Annotated in this window: 16 protein-coding genes; 7 read left to right on the top strand and 9 right to left on the bottom strand. The window is 60.4% G+C overall.

What is annotated here, in order from left to right:
* Positions 1 to 67 precede the first annotated feature (67 nt).
* The 8 genes from KF757_03305 to KF757_03270 all read right to left on the bottom strand — a co-directional run bounded on the left by KF757_03305 (position 68) and on the right by KF757_03270 (position 14,297).
* On the bottom strand, positions 68 to 1,321 hold the full coding sequence (locus tag KF757_03305) for an AIPR family protein (GenBank protein MBX3322000.1): 1,254 nt from the start codon (positions 1,319 to 1,321) through the stop codon (positions 68 to 70).
* A 233-nt stretch (positions 1,322 to 1,554) separates the two neighbouring features.
* Positions 1,555 to 3,393, bottom strand: a complete 1,839-nt coding sequence (locus KF757_03300; GenBank protein MBX3321999.1) for an ATP-dependent helicase — start codon at positions 3,391 to 3,393, stop codon at positions 1,555 to 1,557.
* Positions 3,390 to 5,228 carry an AAA family ATPase gene (locus KF757_03295; protein ID MBX3321998.1) on the bottom strand — a complete coding sequence of 613 codons (1,839 nt, stop codon included), beginning with the start codon at positions 5,226 to 5,228 and terminating at the stop codon, positions 3,390 to 3,392. Before KF757_03295 ends, KF757_03300 begins: the two co-directional genes overlap by 4 nt.
* 33 nt (positions 5,229 to 5,261) lie before the next feature.
* Positions 5,262 to 6,455 (bottom strand): DUF2130 domain-containing protein, encoded by a 1,194-nt coding sequence (locus KF757_03290; GenBank protein ID MBX3321997.1) that lies wholly within the window; start codon positions 6,453 to 6,455, stop codon positions 5,262 to 5,264.
* A gap of 528 nt (positions 6,456 to 6,983) precedes the next feature.
* Complete coding sequence (locus KF757_03285; GenBank protein ID MBX3321996.1) at positions 6,984 to 11,186, bottom strand: DUF3883 domain-containing protein; 4,203 nt, start codon at positions 11,184 to 11,186, stop codon at positions 6,984 to 6,986.
* A 9-nt stretch (positions 11,187 to 11,195) separates the two neighbouring features.
* Positions 11,196 to 12,110 carry a nucleotidyl transferase AbiEii/AbiGii toxin family protein gene (locus KF757_03280; GenBank protein ID MBX3321995.1) on the bottom strand — a complete coding sequence of 305 codons (915 nt, stop codon included), beginning with the start codon at positions 12,108 to 12,110 and terminating at the stop codon, positions 11,196 to 11,198.
* On the bottom strand, positions 12,103 to 12,861 hold the full coding sequence (locus KF757_03275) for a type IV toxin-antitoxin system AbiEi family antitoxin domain-containing protein (GenBank protein ID MBX3321994.1): 759 nt from the start codon (positions 12,859 to 12,861) through the stop codon (positions 12,103 to 12,105). Before KF757_03275 ends, KF757_03280 begins: the two co-directional genes overlap by 8 nt.
* 377 nt (positions 12,862 to 13,238) lie before the next feature.
* A complete protein-coding gene (locus KF757_03270) occupies positions 13,239 to 14,297 on the bottom strand; it encodes a hypothetical protein (GenBank protein MBX3321993.1) in 1,059 nt (352 codons plus the stop codon).
* Between the two features lie 880 nt (positions 14,298 to 15,177).
* On the opposite strand from KF757_03270, the gene KF757_03265 reads away from it, so the two are divergent.
* A complete protein-coding gene (locus tag KF757_03265) occupies positions 15,178 to 16,638 on the top strand; it encodes a family 16 glycosylhydrolase (protein ID MBX3321992.1) in 1,461 nt (486 codons plus the stop codon).
* Between the two features lie 7 nt (positions 16,639 to 16,645).
* Here the strand turns inward: KF757_03265 and KF757_03260 are convergent, their stop codons facing one another.
* Positions 16,646 to 17,842: a hypothetical protein gene (locus tag KF757_03260; GenBank protein ID MBX3321991.1), complete on the bottom strand. Its 1,197-nt coding sequence runs from the start codon at positions 17,840 to 17,842 to the stop codon at positions 16,646 to 16,648.
* Positions 17,843 to 18,291: 449 nt separating this feature from the next.
* On the opposite strand from KF757_03260, the gene KF757_03255 reads away from it, so the two are divergent.
* From KF757_03255 to KF757_03230, 6 genes are all read left to right on the top strand, one after another.
* The gene (locus KF757_03255) at positions 18,292 to 19,281 is read left to right on the top strand and encodes a DUF1559 domain-containing protein (GenBank protein MBX3321990.1); all 990 of its coding nucleotides are present in this window, start codon (positions 18,292 to 18,294) and stop codon (positions 19,279 to 19,281) included.
* Between the two features lie 6 nt (positions 19,282 to 19,287).
* The gene (locus KF757_03250; protein MBX3321989.1) at positions 19,288 to 20,334 is read left to right on the top strand and encodes a LacI family DNA-binding transcriptional regulator; all 1,047 of its coding nucleotides are present in this window, start codon (positions 19,288 to 19,290) and stop codon (positions 20,332 to 20,334) included.
* Between the two features lie 68 nt (positions 20,335 to 20,402).
* On the top strand, positions 20,403 to 21,116 hold the full coding sequence (locus KF757_03245) for a hypothetical protein (GenBank protein MBX3321988.1): 714 nt from the start codon (positions 20,403 to 20,405) through the stop codon (positions 21,114 to 21,116).
* A gap of 76 nt (positions 21,117 to 21,192) precedes the next feature.
* A complete protein-coding gene (locus tag KF757_03240; GenBank protein MBX3321987.1) occupies positions 21,193 to 22,572 on the top strand; it encodes an extracellular solute-binding protein in 1,380 nt (459 codons plus the stop codon).
* Complete coding sequence (locus tag KF757_03235) at positions 22,569 to 23,465, top strand: sugar ABC transporter permease (GenBank protein MBX3321986.1); 897 nt, start codon at positions 22,569 to 22,571, stop codon at positions 23,463 to 23,465. The genes KF757_03240 and KF757_03235 overlap by 4 nt, the downstream gene beginning before the upstream one ends.
* The gene (locus KF757_03230) at positions 23,426 to 24,343 is read left to right on the top strand and encodes a carbohydrate ABC transporter permease (GenBank protein MBX3321985.1); all 918 of its coding nucleotides are present in this window, start codon (positions 23,426 to 23,428) and stop codon (positions 24,341 to 24,343) included. Before KF757_03235 ends, KF757_03230 begins: the two co-directional genes overlap by 40 nt.
* Positions 24,344 to 24,375 lie beyond the last annotated feature (32 nt).

Below are 24,375 nucleotides of genomic sequence, written 5' to 3'. Positions count from 1 at the left end.
GACGGTCTTCGGCTTCAGCCTGATAGTTCCGCGCGCCCGCCTAGACTGCTTAAATCACCTTGGGTGGTCAACGAATGCCTGAGCGTAGAAGTTCCAGCTCGATCTCCTTGTAGCAACGGTCATAGACGGCCGGGTTTCTTGCAATTTCGTCGGGCTTGGACTTGTTGTCGCGGTATTCCTGCACGCAGATAGCCACGAGGCCATCGATGACCTTCGGCAAGAGTTCCTCGAGGGGGGACTTCCATGTGAACTTTCCTTTAGCAAGGTCCCAGCGGACATTCGCTCGAAACGCTGCCAGCATGACAAGCAGCCAGCCGGTGTGAATCTTGTGGTCCATCGTCGTGCCGAGGAAGAAAAGCGGGGTGTCTTTGTGCTCGGCTGACCCTGCCCGCACACCTGACTTCTCGCCCTTCATGCGGCCAAGCTCAAACGGTGGCTTAAGGCGTTTGCACGCGGCCGGTGTCGCTTGGGCGATCATATCCATCAACACAAGAATTTCATGCACATGCGGAACGATCAGTGAAATTGGCGAAGGACGCTTCTCCGCGTCGTCGCGAAACGCGTCAAGCATCTGCTTCTGCTGGCGATAAAGCGTATTGGGATGTTTTCTGCCGTTGAACCGCTCGGAGTTGAAGAACATGATCGCCCGAATGATCTCGGTGATGTAATAGTTTCCCGGGTCGCCTTGCCTGTATGCGATCTCCTTGTGACCCGGCTTCCCCTGTAGGGTCTTGCGGATGTCTGCGAACTGTCCTTCGAGGTTCATCAGGCTCGGGTCATCAACCTGACGACTTCGGTTCAACCCCTCGGCCATCGCAGGCACTTTGTCGGGATCGATGCCCTCGAACAAGTGCAGGCGGATCCAGACTTCTTCAAGCGTTTGTGGATTCTCAGCGCGCTCCGCATATTCGCGGACTGCCGCATACGTGTGACCACCATTGCAAAGGCCGTGGGAGAATGGATCCAACATCGTGAATCGAAGTCGCCCCCCGTCTCGCTGGCGTTCATATTCGCCAATAGATGCGACGAGCAGATAGAGCCCTTGGTTCTTCAGTGCGAAGTCGGAAGGCGCCTCGCGAAGCGTGTCTTGAATGCCGCGAACGACGTGACCCGTGAGCACTTCTTTCGCGCTGCGAGTAGGCACGCGTGGATTTACCGCGAGCCACTTGTCGAGGTCCAAGTGCTTGATGAGTTCATCCCCTCGGATGAAGCAGGAACCAACTTTTGAATTGGTGAGACCCGGAATTCTGTGCGACCGGAAGTCGTCTACATGAACCAAGAACTCAACGAGCGCTGAGCGCTGCGCATCGGAAACAGCCATAGTAGGCTCCCTGAATTTTCGCGGGCGGCGGCATGCCGCGACCCGGCTTGACTCGGCGGCCCCGCTCAGATGAGTACGAGGCGACCGCGTGAGTATACCACCTCAACTATTCTGCAGTATGACTATTGAACAGGTACCAAGGAACAACTCCTGACAGAGTCCGAGCGTCCACGCCGAGTTCTTCGGGCCCCAGGTAGTGTGGACATTCAGAGGTTCCCGACGAGGCACACTACCTAGGGCAGGTGTGCGGTGGGCGTGGCTGCCGCTGCGTAGGTGACGAGGAACTCATCAACCGTCACGCATTGGAAGGAACCGACGAAAGCCGCCTGCGTCTGAGCAAGGCGCTGATAGCAAGCATCGGATACGCACACGACAAGGTCGGCTCGCGTGCGTGTCATCGCGACGTACGCGATCCTGCGTTCTTCGCGGTGCTCCGGGTTGTTCGACCACCACACCACGGAGGGACAACGAGGCACCGTAGACGGGTTAGGACACACGAAGATCGTCACATCGTGTGTTTCGCCCTTCACCGAGTGCACCGTCTGAACGGGGACGTCTGCGATCAGCGGTCCGACAACTGCTCCGGTGGGCAAGAACTCGCTGCAAGCCTTGTCCCACCCGGTGCGCTTCTTCGGTTTGAACTGGCCCGGCTGGAATGGTAACGACGTCGGTAGACCGAAGGCTGCAATCGCATCATCGACTAGACTGCCTGCGGCTGTCTGCCATTCGCGGAGGTTGAGGGTTGTCGGAAGAGCATTGGATCGCAGAAGGCAATGGACAGCGAGCGCCTTCCACTCGCGTGGATCGATTTTGTGTTCCGCGAGCGTCTCATCAGAGACACCTTCGTACCCGAACACAGCGAGTTCGAGGCCGGCACGGCCATTGGCCAGGCCCTGGACGTTGTGCCCCTGTCGAAAGGCCCTGACTGCGCGGTACATGTGCGTCATGGCAGGGCAATGGAGCGAGCCCGCATCCTTGACCGATCGTGCGGTCAACTCCTCGGCCGTCTTGGACTGCCGCGCGATGATTTTGGTGGTTGCCGTTGGCTTGGCGGTTCGGACAGCTTGAACGATCCGAGGCATATCCGCCAGCATGTCCGCGTATCGAACGAGAATCGCGCGGCCGCCATCACCGGCAGTGGGGTTGAACGCGTCTGTAGACTCCTTGACATGAATCGCGGCAGCCACGACTGGCGCAAGGCAGCGCTGGCTTCGGCCAAGCGGCAATGATGTTGCCGTCGGGATCTGTTCAAACTCATTGAACAGCGCCGGTCGCGCGCCGTTGAACTCATAGATGGCTTGATTTGGATCGCCGACGAGGATGCCACGAGCGGTCTGCTGCGATAAGAGCAGTCGCACGCACTTCGCGAGGAAGAAGCCGGTGTCCTGGAGTTCGTCGACAATCAGCAGCGGAAAGCGATGCAGTATAGTCGCGCGAATGGAGGCTCCGTGGTTGGCGTCATCGAGGAGCTCGCTGGCAAGCAGAGCGGCATCGGCATGTGTGAACCACCCAAGGCGTTGCCACATTTGTCGTTTGGCGGTGAGCAGTCCGGCGCGGTCGTTCGCTGTGACTTGCTCAAGCCCAGCTTGGTGAGTGCGAGGGTGGGCGAGGACGGGGCCGTTGGCATCCTGGTCAATGAAGCACACCTCAAAGAGGTTGTAGCTCTTGACGTTCTGCCCACCACCCCCGCGGTGATCCCATTGTGCTCCTCCCAGCCTCTTACCCCAGTGCTTGGGAGACCATTCTGCCGGGATCAATCGCGGTGGTTTCCATGTCGGGTGGACCTGCCGCACAAATGGACGCAGAACGTATCTGAAGAGAAAGGCGTCAATCGTCCCGACAAAGTGTGGGTGGCCAAGGTCGTAGCCGAGTTCCTTCCGAATCTCTTGGCCCCCGACCCGCGTGAAGGAAAGAGCGGCGATACCGCCGGGCACTCTCGGCCAGTTCTCCAGCTCCTTGCGGATCAGCATCCCAACGAGTACGGTTTTTCCACTGCCCGGAGACGCTCGCACGACACGCACCAGGCCCGGATCGTTGAGAACGGCCAGTTGCTCCGGAGTGGGCGTTCTCATTGAGCGACCGCTCCCACGGTCGCCGCGGGCGATCGGAGTGCTGTGACTACGTATTCAATGGCAAGCTTGAGGTACTCGGGAACGGCAAAGGCATCCGTGGGCTGGCCATTTGCATCCTTCGCGCCAAGCTTCGCGGACAACCGATGCGCGAATTCCGCCTTGCTACCGGAATGGTCGGCGCGGCAAATGCCGCGCCACGCGGCGAGCGCCTTGTCCGCTCTATTGGGTCCGGCACCCGCCACCTTGGCAGCATTGAAGGTGCCGGGCGTACCGACGAAGCAGGACTCCCAGGCGGCCGCCATGACCGCTGCGTTTTCGTCTCCTGCATCTGCAAGGTCGTACTCAAGCGTCAGTTTGGAGTGGAAAACTCTGACCGTGGCATGTCCGTTGAACAGACCGATCAACTTGTTCATCCGGTCGCACAGCTTGAAACCGGTTCCTTCCGCCTGTGGTGTGTCGGTGTCCCAACTCGCACCGCGAGCGACAGTCGGGTCGGCGTCGCTCACGATCGCGGCTGGAATGCCGAGCACCGCCGGGTCAAGCAGTTTCTTGAATGTCTCGAACGCCACGCCGCAAATCGGAATGACGGAGACGTGCTCTTTTGACAGGTCGTGTCCGAGTCGTCTTGCCAAGACCGGGATAAGTAGAGATTCGGAGATGCCCTCAACCAGAATCACGCCCTTCGCGAAGTAGAGCGTGGCCCGCGTGATGTCCATCATCCGCTGCAGTTCGGCCTGCGACGGTTCATCCATTCCCGCCGCCGCCACACTGTGGCAGCACGGCTTCTTCGCTTGATGATCGGTGAAGACGACATGGATCCGATTCGGGGGCACGCTGGCCGCGAGGGTTGGCGAGTGGGTCGTCACAAGCGTTTGCGGGGCCTTGGCGCCTGGGGTTGTGTTCGACAGGTATTCGGCGAGGAGCATCGTTAGCTGGGGGTGAAGGTGAGCCTCGGGCTCTTCGACGAGAAGGAGTGGGCACTCGTTCGGGATGTCCTGCTTGAGGTGTTCGAGCACCACGGCGATGTAGAGCAGATTGTTGAGGCCGAGGCCATTCGCCGACAACGAACCGATCGGTGCCCCCTTCATCTGGACTTGCAGCGTTCGGAGGATCTTCTCGAACTCAGCGGCAGCAGCGTTGATCGTTGAGCCCACATGGTCGGTGCCCGCGATTTTCTGCGTGGTCGTCTGCAGCGAACTGGTAGTGCCGCTTACGAGTGCATGCGCCTCCAATGCCGTATTGGCGGCGGTGTAGATGGCCATGATCTCGGCTTCGGTGTTCTTGCCTGCTCGATCGGCCATTTCGCGGAGGAGCAAGGCCAGTCGGCTACGGTATCCGGGTGCGAGGCATTCCTCCGCATTGCGGAGTGCGGGGAGAAACGTGATCGGCAGTGATTCGAGCAGTGCGGTCGGCACCTCGGGGGGCTCGGCGACGGAGGGACCGCCAGTCCGTTTGATCGTGGCTTGTCTCTTGCCCTTTGGCCAAGACGCTTCAAACCGAATGAGCGCCTTCGAACTGTCGAGGTTCGCAACGTCAAAGTCGACGATTTCGTAGAAGTGAGTTCTTTGATTCTCGGTCAAGCCCGAAAAAGTGAGGCTCACAGACATCGTGGATTCTGGCTCTGCCGTCGCCGAGCCGCGGAAAAAGTCGTCACGGTCGAGCCAAAGAGCGTCGCCGCGCGAAGCCGAGGGGCCGAGCGCATGCCGGATTGCCTGTATCAGATTCGTCTTGCCCGTGTTGTTCCTGCCAACGAGTACGTTGAGGCCAGGTTGAAAGTCAACCCGGATGTCCTTGAGTGACCGGAAGTTCTTGATTTCGACAGAGGAGAGGTGCATGCGATCAGGCTTTCTGAGTGGCAGTGTTCCGTGCTAATCATGGCTCGCTTCGAGCATCTTGACGTCCAACCCATCGATCTCCAGGAGCGTCTTGCCCGCGATGCCTTGAAGGTCGCCGTACATGCCCGCCGTGGACTCGATCACGCCGCGGATCTGCTCTTCACACTTGGCCCACTGCTTGGTCATCACCTTTCGCTCCTTCTCCAGATCTTCCTGCATATCGCTGAACTTCTCGACGATGGCCTGAATGCGGTGGCGGAAGCGGGGACCGGTGAGGTATTGGTAGACCAACTCCATTTTCGTCTGCTGCCCTTCGCCGGCCTGTCGGGCCGCGGCGATCTCGACCAGTGAGTGCCGGAGTGCTATGACGACGGGGACGACACATCGTGGGGAGGTGACCCAGACCCCGTCAATCTGGTCAAACGTCTCGACTCCTTTCGGGAGCACCTGGGTGACGATGATCGCGATCTCGGCCTTGGCGGCACGTTGGTCTTCACGGAGTTTGCTAAGCCAGCTGTCCGACCAGTTCTTGGTCCGCTTCGATTCCCAGAGGATCGTGCCACAAGCCTGCCCCGTCGCCCCAAAGACGCGGTGCAGCGCATCGCCGCCGTGCTGTCCTTTGGGAACGGGCTCAATAGTGTCGCGGGGGAACTTATCGCGGAGAATGGCTTCCAGTTCCAGCTCCTGCACTTCCCCTTGGAGCTGCTGCGATCCTTGCTCCATCTTCCGCTTCATCTCCTCGACCTGACGCTGGGCGTCGGCGATGAGCTTGTCCTTCTCGGCCATCTTCAGACGGTTCTCGTCGTCGGCCCGCTGCCGGGCCTTGGACTCGACCGCGCCGAGGCCCTCCGTGATGCGCTTCTCGATGGTGAGGTCCATCTCGCGCTTGGCATCGTCCAGTTCACGCTGTTTGCGGACAAGGTCGGCCTCCGCCTTCTGTGCCGTTGTGAGTTTGGCGTTGAGCGTCTTGACCGTCTCACCGAGGTCCGCAATGAGGCTGTCCTTGCCGGAGAGGTCCGATTCCAGCGCCAATCTGGCCTTCTTGGCCTCCTCGACCGCGATGGCCGCTCGCTCGGTGCGGAGTTTGGCTTCCACCTGCTCATCGACGGCGGCCTCAGCCTTGGCGACGGCAGCCTGCCGGTCGCGGAGCGATGCCTCCCGCTTGGAAATCTCCGCGTCTTTGGCGTGAAGCCGGTCCTCGTACTGCTTCCGGACGACGGCGAGCATCGGCGCCGCGAGGGACTCCGTCAGGGGAATCTCTGTGCCGCAATTTGGGCAGCTGATGGTTGGCTCGGCCATAGGGACTCCCGGTCGGTTCTCTTTGTGAATCGCAGCATCGTAAGGCCCGGTGAGGCACGGCAGCTCCCAACCCGGGCAACGGAGGTGGTCGCCTCGAAGCGCTCCAGACCCATCGACTCCACCCCCGGACGTGCTCGTTGGGTGGTCTCTTGTGGGTTCGCCGGCACGGGCATCGTCGTCGGGGTCACAGGCACCCCCGATTCGAGGCCCGAGCCGGGAGAGACTGTGCCGAGCGCTGCCTCAACACAAGCCCCTTGCCGGATGGGTCAGAGTCCGAGGGGTCCTGATTCACAGCCTACGACAGCTTGAGCACACTCAATCCGACCAGATGGACTCTTCGCTCAGACTTGGGCGCATGCGCTGGTATCGTCGCCTCGAAGGGGCCCCACCGGCTTGCCTACGCGGACACACGGCGGGGACGCGTCACGTGGAACCATCGGTGTCGCCGGACGCGGCTTACTCTTCCTCGGCCTCGTTGTTCATGGTGAACCACGCAGCTCCCGATTCTTCGGCCAAGTCAAACCGAAGGATGTTGCGGATGGCCTTCGAGTGCACGGGGTCTTGCAGAATCGCAACCTCGAATCGGTACGGGTCTGTAGGGTCACGGAATACACGGTAGATGAAGTAGCGTTCGCACTCGGCCTGTGCTTTGTCGTACTCGTTGTCCGTGAGTTCGAGCGGGCCCGTCCTGGAACTGCTTCCTTTTACCTCGATGAAGCGCAGGATGTCCGCTTCGACGACCACGCCTTCTTCCCTGGCTCGGACGCGGGCATCGTGGGTGCGCAGAGAGAGGAGGTCGCACCCGAACGCCTGAGTGCCGCGGATGTGGCTCACGCGGATCGGGAACCTTGGCGGCTCGGCCAGCTCCTCGTACGCCTCGACGACTGGGAACGTATCGTGCTCCGTTGCGAGGGGGCCGCGTGCACGGTCCGATGGGAGTCTTGGTGACGGGGCGATGACGAGCTTGCGCTTGATCCTCCGCCGTTTCTCGGGGCCGGTGGTTGGGTCGAAGGACGTGGGCTTTGGCGGTTCCGGTTGCGGCTGGGCACCGCCTCCCGCGGGCGAAGACTTTCCTGCTTCGCCGGCGGGCGGCTCATCAGCGGCTGGTTCAGGCTCGTCTTTCGCGGGTGGCGGCACAGGATGCTCCCGCTCATCGTCATGGCCATCTTCGCGGAGAAAGCGTTCCCTCGCCTCAGTGAGGACATCGTCGGCCTTGTCGGGTAGAAGGCCGCGAACCACGTCCTCCATCTCGGAAGTGTTGCGACACCTGAGGACGTTCGCGGCTTCCGCGGCGACGTCGGTGCCCAGCAGCTCGGCAACAAGATTCGCGACGCCTTGCCAGAAACGGACCAGGGTGGCTGCGTTCCGGTCGTAGTCCCCAACAACGTATAGAGAGTCTTTGACGAGGATGGCGTCGCCGCGGACGGTCAGGTCGATGGAGCGAACATCTGCTCCCGGCAGCATGGCGTTGACACATACCCGCGTGCAGAGCAGGAGGCGTGCCCGAGCGAGCTGGTTGCGTTCTCTTCCGTCTTCGTCGAGCTTGCGCGCGAGGCGCAGGGCGTAGATGTACGGCACTGCATCGCGGAAGTGGGCGTTCGCATCCTCGCTGGAAGGGTCGTAATCCGTGCCCTCCGGCACCACGTCAATCCGCACATCCGTCGACGACAAAGGGTCCACACCGAAGAGCTGTTGCACCTGCTTTGTGCTCTTCCGCTTCGGGATGTCGGCCAGTTTGAGATATCGCTCGACCAGCGGGGGAATGGTGATGTTCGCGTTGTAGCGAACCGTCTGCACGGGCAGGTACTGTTCAGTGCCATCGTGTTTGGACCAGACGCTGCCGGTCTGGATGAACTTGTTGCGAGACGGACCTTCCTCGGACTGCACGCCGGATTCGATCAGCGTGCGATATATGCCCGGAGCATGCTTGCCGTCGGGGTCCTGGCCCGGGAGACGCCGCAACAGGTCGTACAGCGCTTCAGGGTCGATGGCGTCCAGAGACGCGATGGACCCTAGCCGCGTCAGGAGCCCGTTGATCGCTTTGCGCCCCCCGACCGCCAGAATATCCGGGTCATCCACGCGCAACGCCGGTCGGAAGTACAGGCCCTGGAGCACGCGGCTGCCCGTGGCGCTCAGAATGACCTCGGAGGGTGTGTGCTTCTGTCCATCATCGCACGGCACCCAAGGGGTGGTACGCAGGTAGTGCAACACCGCATTGGGGACCCGGAGCGAAGGGTCGGCCCATTGCTTTTGTTCCGAGTTGACGCGGGCCGCGAACTGCGCACGAGGGTCAAAGTCCGCGGCTACGAAGTGATTTCCGGGTCCCAGCAAGTACGACATGAGCGTGGTCGCGTCGGCCTGCGCCAGCATCTGAAGCCAGTGCTCGGGCACCATGAGGCTGTCAATGCCGTAGTCCCGGCAGTGTCGCTTGGCTTCGGCACTGCTCTCACAGAGATGTCCTCGCACCGTGGCCGGGTAGTCCACCGACTCCAGCACGTGCGTCGCGAACGTCTGGGATGCGGGATAGGGCAACGGTTTCGCGCGCGGGACGTCATCGACTCCAAGCGAGCGGAGGAATGCCTCAACCCCGGAGAGCGGCAGGGCGTCGAGGCCCAATCGCGAAGGCGACGCGAGGAACCCGACGCCGTCGATGCCCGCATAGAGCCGCGATAGAAGCTCTCCGGCCGGAAAGTCTGGCCCGAAGTAGCACTCATCGGGGCGTCGGAGTGCTTCCTTCTGGTCCAGCACCGGGACAGCTACCTGGCTTGACGGTGGAGGCGAGCCGTTGAAAGCGGTGTACAGCCATGGCAGCAACTCACGCACGCGGCCTGGCCGGAGGTCCTGGTTCCCGTCGTGCACTCGTTGGACCAGCGCACGCGTTACGGTGTCCAGTCGGTACTCTTCAATCTTGGATTGGCGGCGGTCGAGCAGAGTGGAGAGGCTGCGGAGGTTGGTCGTCTTCGAACCATCCTGGAGACCTTTCTGGAACTCGGCGTGAAGGAATCGAATGTCGCGAGCCCAGTCGGGCAGCGGCGGGAGAGCCAAAGCGGGCGCAAAGAAGCAGGGGGATTCTGCTTCGCTGAGCTGACCGGAGGCGTCGAGGATCAACGAATGAACTGGGAATGAGCCAAGTCGTTCACCCGCGACGAGTCGACCGACCAACTCGCCGAGCTTAAGGGGCACCATCCCTGCGGCCTGCAATCGAAGCCGGCGAAGAATCTCCTCAGGCTCGAACCATCCGATCCCGAAGAGTTTGAGCAGGTCGACCAGCTTGTCGTCGGCGCGGACATCGAGGACATCGGCAAAATGCTCAGCACCGAGGACGGCCCGCCACGCGTCATTGGGCATGCGATGGGAGCGTTCCGCCACTCCCAGCGATCCATCGAGCCAGGGGAACACGACCTTGGTTCTCACCGCTTGGACCGTCGCCTCCACGAAACCAAGTCTGACGAGTTCGCCGTCGGCTCGCTCAAGGCCCTGGAGCAGCCGGAGCGCGCGCTGCGGGTCTTCTTCGCTGGCTTCCTGCGCGACAATGTCCGCAAAATGAACGGCAAGAGCGGCAAGCACCTTCCGGTTCTTCGAGTTGTCATGGACGCGATTGCGGTCATCGCCGAGCTCCAGCGTGGCATGGAGCACCACGGAGAGCGGCAGTGTGTCCTGCGTGGGGAAGAACACGCACAGAGTCCGGGCTTCAGCGGGCTCTGGATGTTCGGGCACCGCGACCGCGGTCTGGTATTCCCGCTTGGAGACCGGCTCCGCGACGCCCGCTTCCGGGGCGAGCGTTCCCTGGCGGCTGTACACCGTCCACATGCGGCTGACGCCATCCTCGTCGATCATGAGGCGCATGGCCTCGGGATTGAGCTGCTGGCGCAAGAACTCCCAGCGTCGAACCACCGGTCCGTTGAGGATGACTTCGGACAAGTGCCGGCAGAACAAGAGGCTCTCGGTGGGCAAGGCCTGCATCTGCGCTGTCGCTTCGTGGAGTGGGCCGGTTCCGTCGGGCGAGGCTCGGAGGGGAAGCACGATGACCGTGGCGTACCCCCGCGCGTGATAGGTGCCGGCCAGCTGAAGGTCCGGGTCACGCTCGTCCGGAACGAAGGGGAAACGCATGATCGGGATAGGCGGGCGTCCTTCGGCGGCGACGACTTCATCGATGGTCTGCGCGAGGGCGGGGTCGGACTCAGCGAGGCCTTGAACGGTCGAGCCCGCTCGTTCCAGGTCGAACGCCACGCGCAGCGTTCCGCTGGAGATCAGCGGGCGGTCGGTCCACGTGAGAACCGACCGGAATCCCAGACCCTTGCACCCGATGAACCGGTTGCGGTCGAGTCGCTTCGGGCTGCAGTCGCTGATAACGAGGGATTCGAGGCCACGCTTCGAGAAGGGGATGCCGGTGTTGGCCACCACCAGCCGGTCTCCCACGAGGTCGATCAGCAAACGAGCGTCGCCACCGTCACTCCCGGCATCGTCGCCGTTCTGCAGCAACTCAAGCAGTTGCCGACCACGGTACCCCTCAACGACCGACCGCTCTCGGTAGAAGTGGCTCACCAGCTCGCGGCTTTGGCGGCGATAGGTCTCGGTTTGATGCTTCGCGAGCGTCTCGACGATCTTGCTTGCCGCGTCGGCGGATTCGGGCAACCCATTCTCGTCGGAGATGATCATGAGTTCCTCTCACACCAGCTTCTGTTCAAGGGCTTTGGCCTGTCCCTCAAGCTTCTCTGGATTGGCTTTCTTGAGCTTCTGCAGGTTGAGCAGCTTCCACTGGAGCGCCGGCAGACTCGCGGCGTGCGGGCACTTGAGCAACGTCCAGTCGGGTTCGGCACGAGCCAGACCGATGAGGAGCTGCCGGTGGTTGGCCTTGAGCTTCTTCGGGAGATCCTTGAACAGTCGGTCGCGGGTCTCCAGAAGTGTTTCGAGCTTCACGTCCTCGGTGGTCATCCCGACGAACGTGGTGCGGTACACCTGTGCGATGTCCTTCTGACTCCCGAAGAGCACTTCGTGCGTCGGGCGATTGTGCCCGGCCAGGTACGTCACGAAGCACTCGACCATCTCGTCGGTGAGTCCGCCGGCATTGTCCATCTCCCACACGTCGAAGAGGTCCCGTGGGTGCTGCCGGTCCATCGCCGCGACCAGCTTGCTCCCGTACAGCTCGTCGATGGCCAGGACGGGCAGTTCCAGTTCTGCGGCGAACATGTCCGCGGCGCTCGTCACCAACGGGCGTTTCTGCGCCGGGAGGAGGGTGCCTCGGAAGACGACGTTGACCTCGATCTTCACCATGCTGACGCCGCTGGTGACCAGGAGCGTCCGGTCCCCGGTGTCGGTGTTCCCGACGGTCTCGACACTGAGACCGATGTGTTCCAGCCGCGTACGGATAGCGGCGAGCTCGGCCGTGATCGCGGCAAGGGCCGAGTCCCGCTGCACGCCCCACGGGGTGTAGACGACGTCGATGTCGACCGAGAGCCGCGGCATGTCCCGCACGAACATGTTGATCGCCGTGCCGCCCTTCATGGCGAACGCCGGGTTCCGGAAGACATCCGGAGCGACGGTGAGGAGGAGTCGGACAGTGTTGGCGTATGACTTATCCATACTGCTTCAGGGTAAGGAGCGTTCCATCTTTGAGGCGGGCCATCCAGCGCTTCTCACTTCCGACCCGCAGCCGGTAGCGTTCACGCAGCGTATCGACGTCCAGCACGTTGGTTTGCCGTGACCAGGTCAGGAAGAGTCGAACTGCTTTCACGCTCGTGCAGGACGCGAGCAGACGCCCGGCCACGTCCTTGCGCAGGTTGCGGAGACCCTCGAAAAGATTGCGGGCTTCTTCCAGGCCCTGGTTCGTTCCCACCTCGTAGAGCATCTCCAGCGCGGCTCGCTCAGGAGTCGAGGCGAGAAGTCCGTCGGTGGCACCGGCCGGCGACGACAGCGTTGCGGTCGCGAGCTTTGCATCGGTCCACTCGAACAGCTTGGCGGAGAGGTAGCGGGACGGGAACCGGGACGTGAACCACTTCGGCAGCACGAACCGCTGGTCGCCCCAAAGGACAAGCGTGTCTCGCACCGCGAGATTGTGGCGGACGGCGTGCAGCGCGAGCGCGCTCTTGCCCCCAACGTGCAACCCCTCCACCCGTTGCTGGAGGAGCAGGACGCAACCGTCCCGGGTCAACTCGTCGCCCGGGAAGCTGTACACGCCTTGGCCGAGCCGTTCGAGCCATCCGTGCTTGGCGTAGCGTGCCGCCAACTGAGGGGTGACGCCGAGCGTGGTGAGGCTTGCCACGTCGAAAGGGCGGCCCCGGGGCATCTCGGCTTGGAGCCGCTTGATTACGCCATGTCGTGGATTTCGATCCATAGGCTAAATAGTCTGCTCATTTCAATCAGAAATCCAGTTAGTGATTCGATTATGCGCCATGAATGCATCCATGGGCTAAAAATAGCGACTGCTTTCAATCAGTCTCCACCGCAGTCACCGACCCGTCCACAGACCGAATACGATGAGATCGTCCGTGAGCTCGGCGACAATACCGGCATGGAAACCCTCGAAATCATGACGCGGGACCAGCTCTACGAAGCGGGCTGTCAGGCAGAAGGTTGGCGGCAAATCGCGTGCGTGTCCTCTCCCGAAGCAGCGTGTTCTGCTTCAGATATAGCCCGTAGCCGCCTCCGATGATTAGCGGGATATTGTCACCCAGAAGCGAGGAAAGGTCGAGCAGGCTTGCCCGGAGCGGGTCATTCGTCTCCATCTGATCCCCCTTCTATCTGACCCGCTTCGCGGAGGATGAGCGAACGGATCTGCTTGGATACATCTTGCTCCCGTTTGTCCCCGGTCGCAAGCTCAATGTACGCCTGGATCGGTGAGGCGAATGGCGTTCTGCCGTCCAGACGCGCATCGAAGTACACCGTGGGTTCAACGGTCTCGTATAGCTCTAGGTTCGCAAAGCGCTCACCCGGTTTTGCATCCGCTCCGAGCATCTCCACCAGTTCCGATGTAGACTCACAGTAAACACGGAGCCGGTCTTCGCGTCCCATGACCGCGTATCGCTCAGTGGATGACTGTCCCGTGAATACGGCGCGGCTTTCGAGTTGCGACAGTTTGTCGCCCAGCGCTGCGCGATCAAGGGTGGTCGATCCGATGAACGTCTTTCGGAGTTTGGGCGCCTCGTACGAAGCGACCAGCTTGTCGAGCAGGCCCTCGGGCTGGAGCAGCCGTGCCCATCCACCTTTGCGCTCGATCAGTACATCGTCCTCCATGCGTCGCAGTGCTTTGGAGATCGTGGTAAGCGTGATCGCCCCTCCCCTTGAACGGATAAACCCATCAAGGTCACTCAGTGATTCAGAAACAGGGCGTAGCAGTAGGGCTCTTGCGACTAGAGAAGTCGCCCCGCGATAAACCGCACGGATGGGATAGGACTCACGATACTTATTCGGCGATCCGGACCGCAGAACGAAGAGTTCCCCCGGCACCGTGACAATCCCGTTGCCACACAGGTCGATTCCGCTCACACCAAGCCCGGCCAGCTCATCCAATCGCTCAGGGGCGAGATATGGCAGGACAATCATGGGATAGCGTCCGGCTCTGGCGGCATACTCGCGCGATTGTGCCACCGCGTTCACGAAAGTCCTCGGAGTGCTCCGGCCTTTGAGTTCGGCCACGAAACGAAACTCCCGCCCCTCCCACCGCACTTCCGCTGTGACGTCCGCCTCCCCACCGCGCGGACCCGTGCCAGCCGTCCAGCGGATAAGCAGCGGCGGAACGGAAGCTTCACCGTCCTTTAGGCGGGCAAGCATGTCTGTTTCTGAGAGCGGTTTTGAGTTGGTTCGTACCATGGCGATTGTCCCACTATAGCCTATTATCCTATTCCAGACAATCGGCCATTTTGGGACAATACTAGAGACTTCTTGGATCTCTGGCCATGAAGCCCATGGCTTGCTTTGATTTTGAACGAAATGGTCTGATAAACCCTAGCAGCTCAGGCTCCACCTCTCCCCACACTCGCCACCATAGCCACCATCCCAGCCCGCACAGCCTCTGGAAGCGTTGCCCACGCTGCGATGATCCGCCTCAAGTCATCATCTTTAATCATCGTTGGCGTTGCAATATTTGGAGTTTGAGCGGTATTGGGGGGAATGTTGCCGGATTTGATGCCGCCTGAATCGGAAACGCGCGGAATTGCCGGGTTTTCTTGGGGATGTTCAAGTCCGGCTCTGCCCATTAAGTCTCGTCGCACCACTTCGCGGTCGCTCGAATACGGTTGCGAATCCCATGCAACTCACAATCCTAACTGTCGAAACTCGCGTACTGTGCGGTTCCGTGCGTTTGAGTTGCGCTGACTTTTCCCTTCCATGATGCTCCGCCTTCTCGGCTCGGCTTTGGATCAGCCTGTTCTTCCAAAGCCTTAGAGAAGTCTTTTGCACTCCAAGGTCAGCGATCCAATGCCAACGCGATTCACCGCCACGAATTTGCTCAGGCATGATCCGGGACGAGCCCTTGTGCCCATTTTCACCCTCTGTCGCGATCAACCCACCAGTGCCGCACGCTGCCTTTGTGGTATATACGCATTGTGTTCGGTTCAAATGAAGCAGTTACGTTTGCATTCGCTTCCCGGATCTGCTCTAATCCTGAGGTGCCGCGAACCGCGCGACTTGCGCCAGCCCTCCCGGAGTTCTCATGGATCGAACAAACTGGAATACCCTTGGCCTGATTCTGTCTCTGGGGACCGCTGCCAGCGCGCAATGGACTCTGTACTGGGCAGAAGAGTTTGAAGGCTCCGCTCTGAATCTCAATAACTGGGAATACCAAACCGGAACGGGGACCGCGTACGGCCTGCCCGCCGGCTGGGGCAATAACGAACTTCAGTACTACACCAACTTCGCGGACAACATCTCGGTCTCGGGTGGCACCCTCAAGATCACCGCACGTCAGCAGAACTTCGGTGGTCGACAGTACACATCGGCGCGCATCCGCACACAAGGCAAAGTCGATTTCAAATGGGGTCGCGTCGAGGCTCGCATGAAACTGCCCGGAACCACCGGCATCTGGCCCGCGTTCTGGATGCTGCCCACCAACTCGCCCTATGGCGGATGGGCCTCGTCCGGCGAAATCGACATCATGGAATCGATCAATCAGGCCGACCGCATCCACGGCACCATCCACTTCGGCAATAACTACCCCAACAACGCATCCAATGGCGGCTCAATCAACACAGGCATCAACTACGCGCAGGGCTTTCACGACTACGCCATCGAGTGGGAACCGAATCAGATCCGATGGTATCTCGACGGGCAGTTGTTCCACTCTGTCAACTCTTCGCAGTGGTTTTCAGCACTTGGTGGCTCGAACCCGCGCGCGCCATTCGACCACCCGTTTCACTTCCTGCTCAATGTTGCTGTCGGAGGCAACTGGCCCGGTGACCCGAATGCTTCGTCGCAGTTTCCGCAGACACTCGAGGTTGATTATGTGCGAGTGTATCGCCGCGAGCAGCGCCCATTCGAAGGTCAAGCCCGGGTCATCCCGGGGTTGATCGAAGCGGAACACTACGACGAGGGGTACCCGGGCGAAGCGTACCACGATGTCAATGCAGGCAACACCGGCGGCGCGTTCCGCGATGATGATGTCGATATTCAGGCCTGTTCAGAAGGCGGATACAACATCGGTTGGATCGAGAACGGAGAATGGATCGAGTATACCGTGAATGTCGCCGCTTCGGGCACTTATCTACTCGAAGCCCGCGTTGCTTCGCTGCACGCGGGCGGATCGTTCCGCTTTGAGATCGATGCTGTCGATAGCACTGGCCCCATTGCTGTGCCCAATACCGGTGGCTGGCAAAACTGGGCAACCGTCTCCAGCCAGATCATGCTCAGCCAAGGCATCCAGACCATCCGCTTCGCCCGAATCGACTCGCCCAACGGGTTCAATGTCAACTGGTTCCGCTTCACCGGCTTGTCGGTGCCTTGCTCACCTGCCGATCTGGCCGAGCCGTACGGCGAACTGAACTTCTTCGATGTCTCTCGATATCTCGCGCTCTTCAGCAGCCAGGATCCCGCAGCGGACTTTGCCGAACCTGTCGGGCAGTTCGATTTCTTCGATATTGCTGCCTTCCTCAGTGCATTCAGCGCAGGATGTCCCTGACGGACCATCACTCAGTGACCAGGAAAGGCAGATTGGCGGTTCCCGCTCGGCCTGTCCCATCGCGGACGAAGACAAACAGGCGGTACGCGCCCGGCTTCGTCGGCGCTTCGATCATCACCCTCGGCCCTTGAACGGCGATGACGCAGTTGGCGACCGCTTCGGGCGCACGCTCAGCATCACCTCCAGTGCGACGATCGCTCGACTCTCGAACCACATGCCATTCATACTCGAGCGCATCCGAGTCAGGGTCATAGACACTGACAGTCGCCCCAAACCTTTCGCCGGGCTTGATCGAATCCGGCTCACGGCCATCAAGCCGAATGGCCGACACGCGCGGGGCGTTGGCGCTGGGCTGGAGACCGGTCCAGAATCGGCTGAGATAGTCCACTGCTTCAGTCGTCTCGCCGGTGGGCAGCAGCAGCCCAAACCACGTCGAGGTTGTTTCCTGCTTGTTTCCCCAGAGAAACGCGAATGAACCGAGGCAACGACCCAATCGCTCAGCCTCGACGCCGCGCCGATAACTATTGGAATAGAACTGCGCTTTCTGATGGCTCGCTTGCTCGATCGGCGCGCCCCAGTCGGTGAGCGGGCTTTCCCAAGGCCCGAGTGGTCCGAACTCCGTGATCAGATATGGGCCGGCGTACCCTTGTGCGAGCAAACGCTCGGGCACCGTCGCCGCTCCGCCGTATGCGTTGATGCCGATGATGTCGATGCTTGGGCACTCGTGCGCGATTCGACGGGCCTTGTCTTCACCGATCTCCGCGATGATGGCCACGGTCGGGTGGCGAGGGTCGAGGCTTTTGATCACCGAGGCTGCCTCTTCGATCGACCTCAGCGCGAGATCGAAATCTCCTCCCAATTCGACTTCATTGCCTACACCCCACGCAAGCACAGCCGGATGCGACTGATATCGCTTCACGATGCGCTCGACCTTGTCGAGTTGCTTCTGCTTCTCGCGAGGATCGTTGTAGTCGTGCCCGTGTCGCTCGTGCATCAGCCAGATACCGACGCACACCGCCAGCCCGTGCGCGTGTGCATCTTCGAGCAGGTCATCGATGCCCTCAGCATCCCAAGTTCGGATGGTGTTGGCACCCATTGCGGCCAGGCGATCAAGATGCACGGTTCCACCCACCCCGCGAACAAAAAATGGCTGTCCATTGCGAAGCAGTTCGTAGCCCCCTGAGGTCGAACGAACCTCGACCATGGACGGCGGACCGGTTCTGGACCAATCGCGATGAGGCTGGGAAACTGCCGCTCGATGGCATCCAGACACGAGGAAAATCAGAATCAAAGCGAACAGGGGGCTTTTCATGGCTCAGAGTGTAACTGTTTCTGTGCTCGGTGGGGCCAAATGTACAATCCAAGAGCCTGAGAGAGTGATCTGACGTACAAGCAGACTATGAACAAATGGGCAAATCATGGCGGTTCAAGCGTGCATTGATGTGATTTTTACACAATTTTCTCAACAGACTCGAATTCGGGTTGACACCGTGGGCAACTTCGAGCACACTGATGTAACTGTTTCGTTCCGGCCCACTCCGTGGCCGACGTGATAGGGTTCAGTTCGGATTGCGGGTTCGGCGAGCGTCTTCGTCGATCACGAGAGTACGAGAGAATGGACAGAACTCCAGGTCATCGAGGGAGTCCCCTGATATGCTGACCAGAAGCAACTCGGCCCGATGCCCAGCGTTCACGCTTATCGAGCTGCTCGTTGTGATTGCGATCATTGCGTTGCTGATCGGGATCCTGCTCCCGGCTCTCGGCCGCGCCCGCGACACCGCCCGCGGGCTGGTTTGCCAGACAAACATCCGGCAGATTGCCACCGCAACGATGGTCTACGCAGCCGATTTCAATGGCCGGTTTCCCCCCGTGATCGGTGGGCCTCAGGTAATCGATCCCGAGAATGGTAAACGCAACATGGTGTGGCACGATGTCAACCGCATCGGGCGCTATCTGCCTCAGACCGATTTTCGCAATGTCACGTTCGACAACATCGAGAACCCGACCGTCGGCGGCGGGGTCTTCAGTTGTCCCAACCACCCGGACGGTGCTCGTTCGTACGCCATGAACTACTGGGCTGCTTCAGCAGGCGAGTTCATTCCCAACTTCCAGACGGGAACCATCCGACCGGTGAAGCCCGGGCAGAGGCCTGGTGTACCTACTTTCCAGATGGGAAACGCATTCGACGACTCGGGCAATCTTGCTGGCCAGACCATCCTGTTCACTGAAGCTTGGGCCAATTGGCGATCCCAGACTCCTTCTGACGTTGGGGATACGACATGGTTCACATCGGCAAGTGTCGGCGGTCAGTTCATGCCCGGGCGTCGATTCGGCGGCGGGCTTGGCGTCAACAGTGATGTCTGGTTCGGGAACTGGCGCAGCTCGCCATCGGCGCCAGAGTTGGGAACCGACACGCAGGTCCTCCCCAAGTCATACATTCCGTACTATCGTCACCCCCGCAGAAATGCCGAGACCAAGGCAGTCAGCGGCAGCGCGCAGATCGCCTTCCTCGATGGGCATGTGTCCAATGTCAAGCCTGCGGATCTGTTCGAGTCTGTTGGCACCGGGGATCAGGTCAGGAGCACGCTATCGGCCCTGTGGTCTGAGAAGGATTTTCAACTTGAACTCAACCTCCGGAATTGAGACACGATGAGTTCCGTAAGGGCCATCGCTGATGCATTGGGCGTTTCGGTCGCGACCGTATCGCGCGCGCTGAACAATCAGCCAGGCGTCAGCGAAGAAATGCGCAAGCGCGTGCTCCAGACTGCCGACCGCGCTGGCCACCGCCCATCCGTGGGGCGCAAGCCAACAAACTTGATCGGCTTGGCCTACCCCGACGAACCGGTACGGGCGGACTTCGGCGCGTTTGAAGCCGTGCTGCTGGCCGGAGTGCTCAAAGGGGTCAGCGAGCGAAAGTTCGATCTGACCTTCATCAGCGTCAATCGCGACAAAAACCGAAGCGAGACGTACAAACAATTCTTCAACCGCAAGGGTGTGCGTGGCGTGATCGTGCGTTCGCTCGACAACTGTGGCATGGCAGAAGCCATCGCGGCTGATGGTTCACCGATGGTGCTCGTCGCAGATCGATCCGACGATCCGCGAGTCAACTTCATCGATTCAGACTCAAGGCAGACCTCCCGCCAGGCGGTTGAACACCTGCTCGGCCTGGGGCACCGGCGAATCGGACTCGCGATCCACCGCGTGGCAGATTCCGACCACCGAGACCGCGAAGCCGGCTATCGCGAAGCGCTCGCCGGTGCAGGCATCGCCATCGACGAGTCGCTCATTGTGCGGGCAGATGCAAGTCCCGAAGGTGGCGCCATGATGCTCGTGTCGCTGCTCGATCAGGCAAGCCCTCCTACCGCCATCTACTTCACCAATCCGCTCTCGACGGTGGGGGGGCTGCACAAATGCCTGCAACTCGGCATCCGCGTGCCCAAGGATCTGTCCATCATCGGCTTTGATGACGGAGACATTCGCATGCAGACCTTTCCACGCTTTACCGCGGTATGCCAGGACGCTCAAACGCTCGGGCTCGAGGCCGCCCGCTGGCTGACGCGATCGCTCACTGGCGAGGTCAGCGGCACGTTTCGCGAGATCCGACCGACGACGCTTGCCGTCCACGAGAGCACATCGTTCCCGCCCGTAAGTCCGGTTCGATTGTTGGAGCATTCACGCGTGGTCCAGGCAACCTGATTGCTGGCGTGTGTTGTATCTGGAGGCACTTTTTGTACCGCATTTTCGCAAAGAAAGAGGGAGGCATCATGAGGAACACACTGATTCTTGCCGCATTGGCGTCGCTTGCGACGGCCGCGGCCGCGGATATCTCGGCTTATTCGCAGGACTTCGAGGGGCTCAACCAGGCATCACCGACCGCGCTGGGCAATGATGGCTGGTTGGTCGGAGCGAACGTCTTCGATTCCGGAGGAGGCTTCCTCTACAACTACTTCGCCTTCCCGGCACCCAACGGCGGCCCGGCATTCTCGGCCATCGCCAGCGGCCAAGGCGGACCTGATCAGGGCAACCAGCAGTTGGTTGTGTACAGCGACTACAACAACGGCGACCACGGCAACGGCAATATCATCGAAGCCAACTTCTTCCGCGAGTACATCGTCGGTGCCGGAAATGTCGGCCAAACATGGTCGTTCTCGTTCGACTACAAGCGAGGCGACATCGGCGGCTCATCGACGGCCCTGGCGTTCATCAAGACACTCGACCCCAACGCCGGCTACGCGCTGACCAACTTCCTGATCTTCGACACGACCAACGCAGACACCCTCTGGTCCAGGCATACTCTTTCGCTGTTCATCGACGCGTCGCTCACGGGCCAAATCTTCCAGATTGGTTTCCTGAACACCGCGACCAACTATGAACCGTCCGGCATCTTCTACGACAACATCAATCTCGTGCCCGCTCCGTCGGGTCTGGCTGCACTCGCGGCTTTCGGTCTTGTGGCTTCACGCCGCCGCCGAAACTGATCAGTATTTCTCGGGGCCGAAGGCTTGCCAGCCTGCGGCCCTTTTCATTTCAGAAGCCACGGGCGGAATCCGACGCATGAATTTTGCCACGCTCATCATGGCCGCACGCGGAATGCCGCTCGGGCTGTGGGTCATGGTTCTGTTGATGCTCTGCTCCGTGACTGTGCTCTTCAGCGGGCAGCGGACCAATGAAGACGCAGTGCGACTCTGGGTTTTTTCTCCCACCCACCGCGACTTGTACAACCCCATGCTCGACCGTGCCGGGGCCGAGGTTGGCGTTCCTCTGGACATGCGATTGATGAGCATTCTGGCCATCGAACGACGCATGATGTCCGGCTTCTTCAGTGGCTTGCCGACCGCCGATCTGATCGAGTGCGAAAGGGCGATCGTCGGCCGTGCGTTTGTTGGGCCGCTCGAGGCTGTTGGATTTCTCGATCTCACGGATCGGCTCCGCGAAGAAGGATTGCTTGACCAGATCAACGCGCCCTCCTTCGGGCCTTGGACCTCCCGAGGTCGCATCTTCGGAATCCCACACGATGTCCACCCAGTCATGCTGGCTTACCGCGCAGATCTCGTTGAGCAAGCCGGCATCGACCTGTCTGACGTAGAAACGTGGCAGGACTTCTTCCGTGCCATGCGGCCATTGATGGGAGAATCTACCAACCCGCAGCGCTATATCCTCGGGTTCTGGTACACTCACCTCGACAACGTCGAAGTGCTGCTGCTTCAGGGCGGCGACGGGCTTTTCGACGACCAGGACAGACCAACGATCGCAACGCAGAGCAATGCTCACATCCTTGCTGAAATAGTCTCGTGGTGCGTTGGTCCCAACCGCGTTGCAGCGGACATTGAGGATTTCAGTGGCACCGGGCATCAGCAGCGGATCGATGGCTACGGCATCGCGTACCTCGCCCCGGACTGGATGTGCTCCATCTGGAAGGAGCAGATTCCACAAATCGGAGGGAAAATGAAAATCATGCCCCTCCCCGCGTTCCATCCCGGCGGGCGACGGACCTCGGTACGCGGAGGAACCATGCTCGGCATCGCACGCGATTCCCATCAGATCGAAGAGGCTTGGAAACACGCCAAACTCCTGTACACTTCGCCGCAGGTCGCGCGACAGATGTACCAACTCACCGACATCATCACCCCGGTGTCTTCGTTATGGAATGATCCCGTCTTCGACGAGCCCGATCCCTTCTTCATGGACCAGCCGAAGGGCCGCATGTACATCGATCAGGCGCCGCACGTACCGGCCCGCTCATCTTCGCCGTACAACCGCCAGGCGGTGGTCCTCCTGCGCGATGCAGCGGTCTCTCTTGCTGAGCACGCCCGGAGAACACGCACCTACGACTCGCAAGCCCTGCAACCCGAAGCATTCCGTCTGCTTTCCGACGTCGAGAGCAAGATCTTGCGTGTCATGGAACGCAATGCCTTCTCGGGAGCCGTGCGTTGAATCTGGGCCGAAGGAGCAGCAAGCCCTCGCAGCACGCTGTCTGGGTGTTTCTTGCACCATTCGCGCTCTTGACGCTTGTGTTTGTCGCCTACCCGCTCATTCAGTCTGCGGTGCTCGCCATGCAACAGACCTATGGCCCCGGCACAAAGACCTTTGTCGGAACCCGAAACTTCACTGATGCAGCTGCCGATCCCGTCTTCTGGACCGCTCTTCGCAACACCATCATCTACACACTTGGCAGCCTCTTCATCCAGTTGCCGCTCGCCCTCGCCTTGGCCTTGGCTCTGAACTCGCCACGGCTGCGCGGCCGAAGTGGATACCGACTGATCTTCTTCAGCCCGCAGCTCATGGGCCTTGTCTTCGTTTCGATTCTCGCAGCTCTCATGTTCGAAAAACAGGCAGGGCTCATCAACCAGTCTCTTCACACGCTCACTGGTGGATTGTGGAGTCTTGATTTTCCATGGCTCGAATCACACGTCATGGCGACCCTCATCCTGATTTCACTCTGGATGTATGTCGGCTTCAACATGATCTACTTCCTCGCAGCACTCCAGAATGTCGACCACGCACTCATCGAAGCATCCGCAATCGACGGCGCAAACTCCTGGCACCGATTTCGACATGTCGTGCTCCCTGCAATCCGCCCGGTCGGCACCTTCGTCGTCATGCTGTCGATGATCGGAAGCCTGCAACTCTTCGAACTCCCGTTCGTCCTGCTCGAAGGGACCGGAGGCCCACGAAACCAGGGACTCACTGTTGTGATGTACCTCTATCAATCAGGCTTTGAAGTCGGCGACCTCGGCTATGCCAGCGCCATCGGCTGGGTGCTGGCGTTGCTGCTGATGAGCCTGGCATGCGTTCAGATGTGGATGATTCGTCGGGAGGGTCGATGAACACCACCCCGGCCACCATCAACCGCAAACGCAGCAAACGCAGCCGCAAGGGTTGGGTACTCCAGATCGTGCTCTCGGTACTGGGCGCGATCACACTGGTCCCGTTTGCGTGGCTGGTGATCGCCTCCTTGAAATCACGCGAAGATTTCTTCGTCGCCATGTTCTTTCCGCCCGGCGATGGACTTCTGGGCATCGCGTGGGATCGGCTCACACTCGACAACTATCGCAATCTCTTCGAGCTTGGCTTCGGACAGGCTGTCCTCAACTCGGTGTTTTATGCTTCTACCACTGCTGTTCTTGGCACTCTGGTCTGCTCAGCAAGCGGATACGCCTTGGCCAAGTTTCATTTTCCAGGACACCGGCTGGCGCTCGTGGGTGTGCTTTCGCTGATCATTCTCCCCCCAACTCTGCTTATCGCGCCGGGATACGAGCTCCTCTTCCATCTGGATTTGCTCGACACCGTGCCGGGGTTGATTCTCCCAGTGGTTGCACCGGCGTTCGGCGTCTTTCTATTCCGCCAGGCCATTGCGCAATCGGTGCCGGATCAGCTCATCGAGGCCGCCCGCATGGACGGCTGTCGAGAGGTCGTGATCTTTTTCTCGGTCGTACTTCCGCTGATTCGCCCCATGGTCGGGGCATTTCTGCTGATCACTTTTCTGGCAATGTGGAACAACTTCATCTCGCCGCAAATCGTGCTTCAGTCCCAAGACAAACAACCCCTGTCGGTGGCCATCGCCCAACTTCGCGGCATCTATCGCACAGACTACGGCTTGCTCATGGCGGCCACCGTGGTCTCGATTGCTCCCGTCGCCGTGCTGTTCCTGCTGCTTCAGAAGCAGTTCATCTCCGGCCTCACCAGCGGTGCGGTCAAGGGCTGACCGGTTGCGACGCATACGTCACACTCATCACG

The sequence above is a fragment of the Phycisphaeraceae bacterium genome (genome assembly GCA_019636795.1).
Taxonomy (GTDB): domain Bacteria; phylum Planctomycetota; class Phycisphaerae; order Phycisphaerales; family UBA1924; genus JAHBWW01.
The sequence above is the reverse complement of the archived record's forward strand: the minus strand, read 5'-3'. Positions and strand labels throughout refer to the sequence as shown.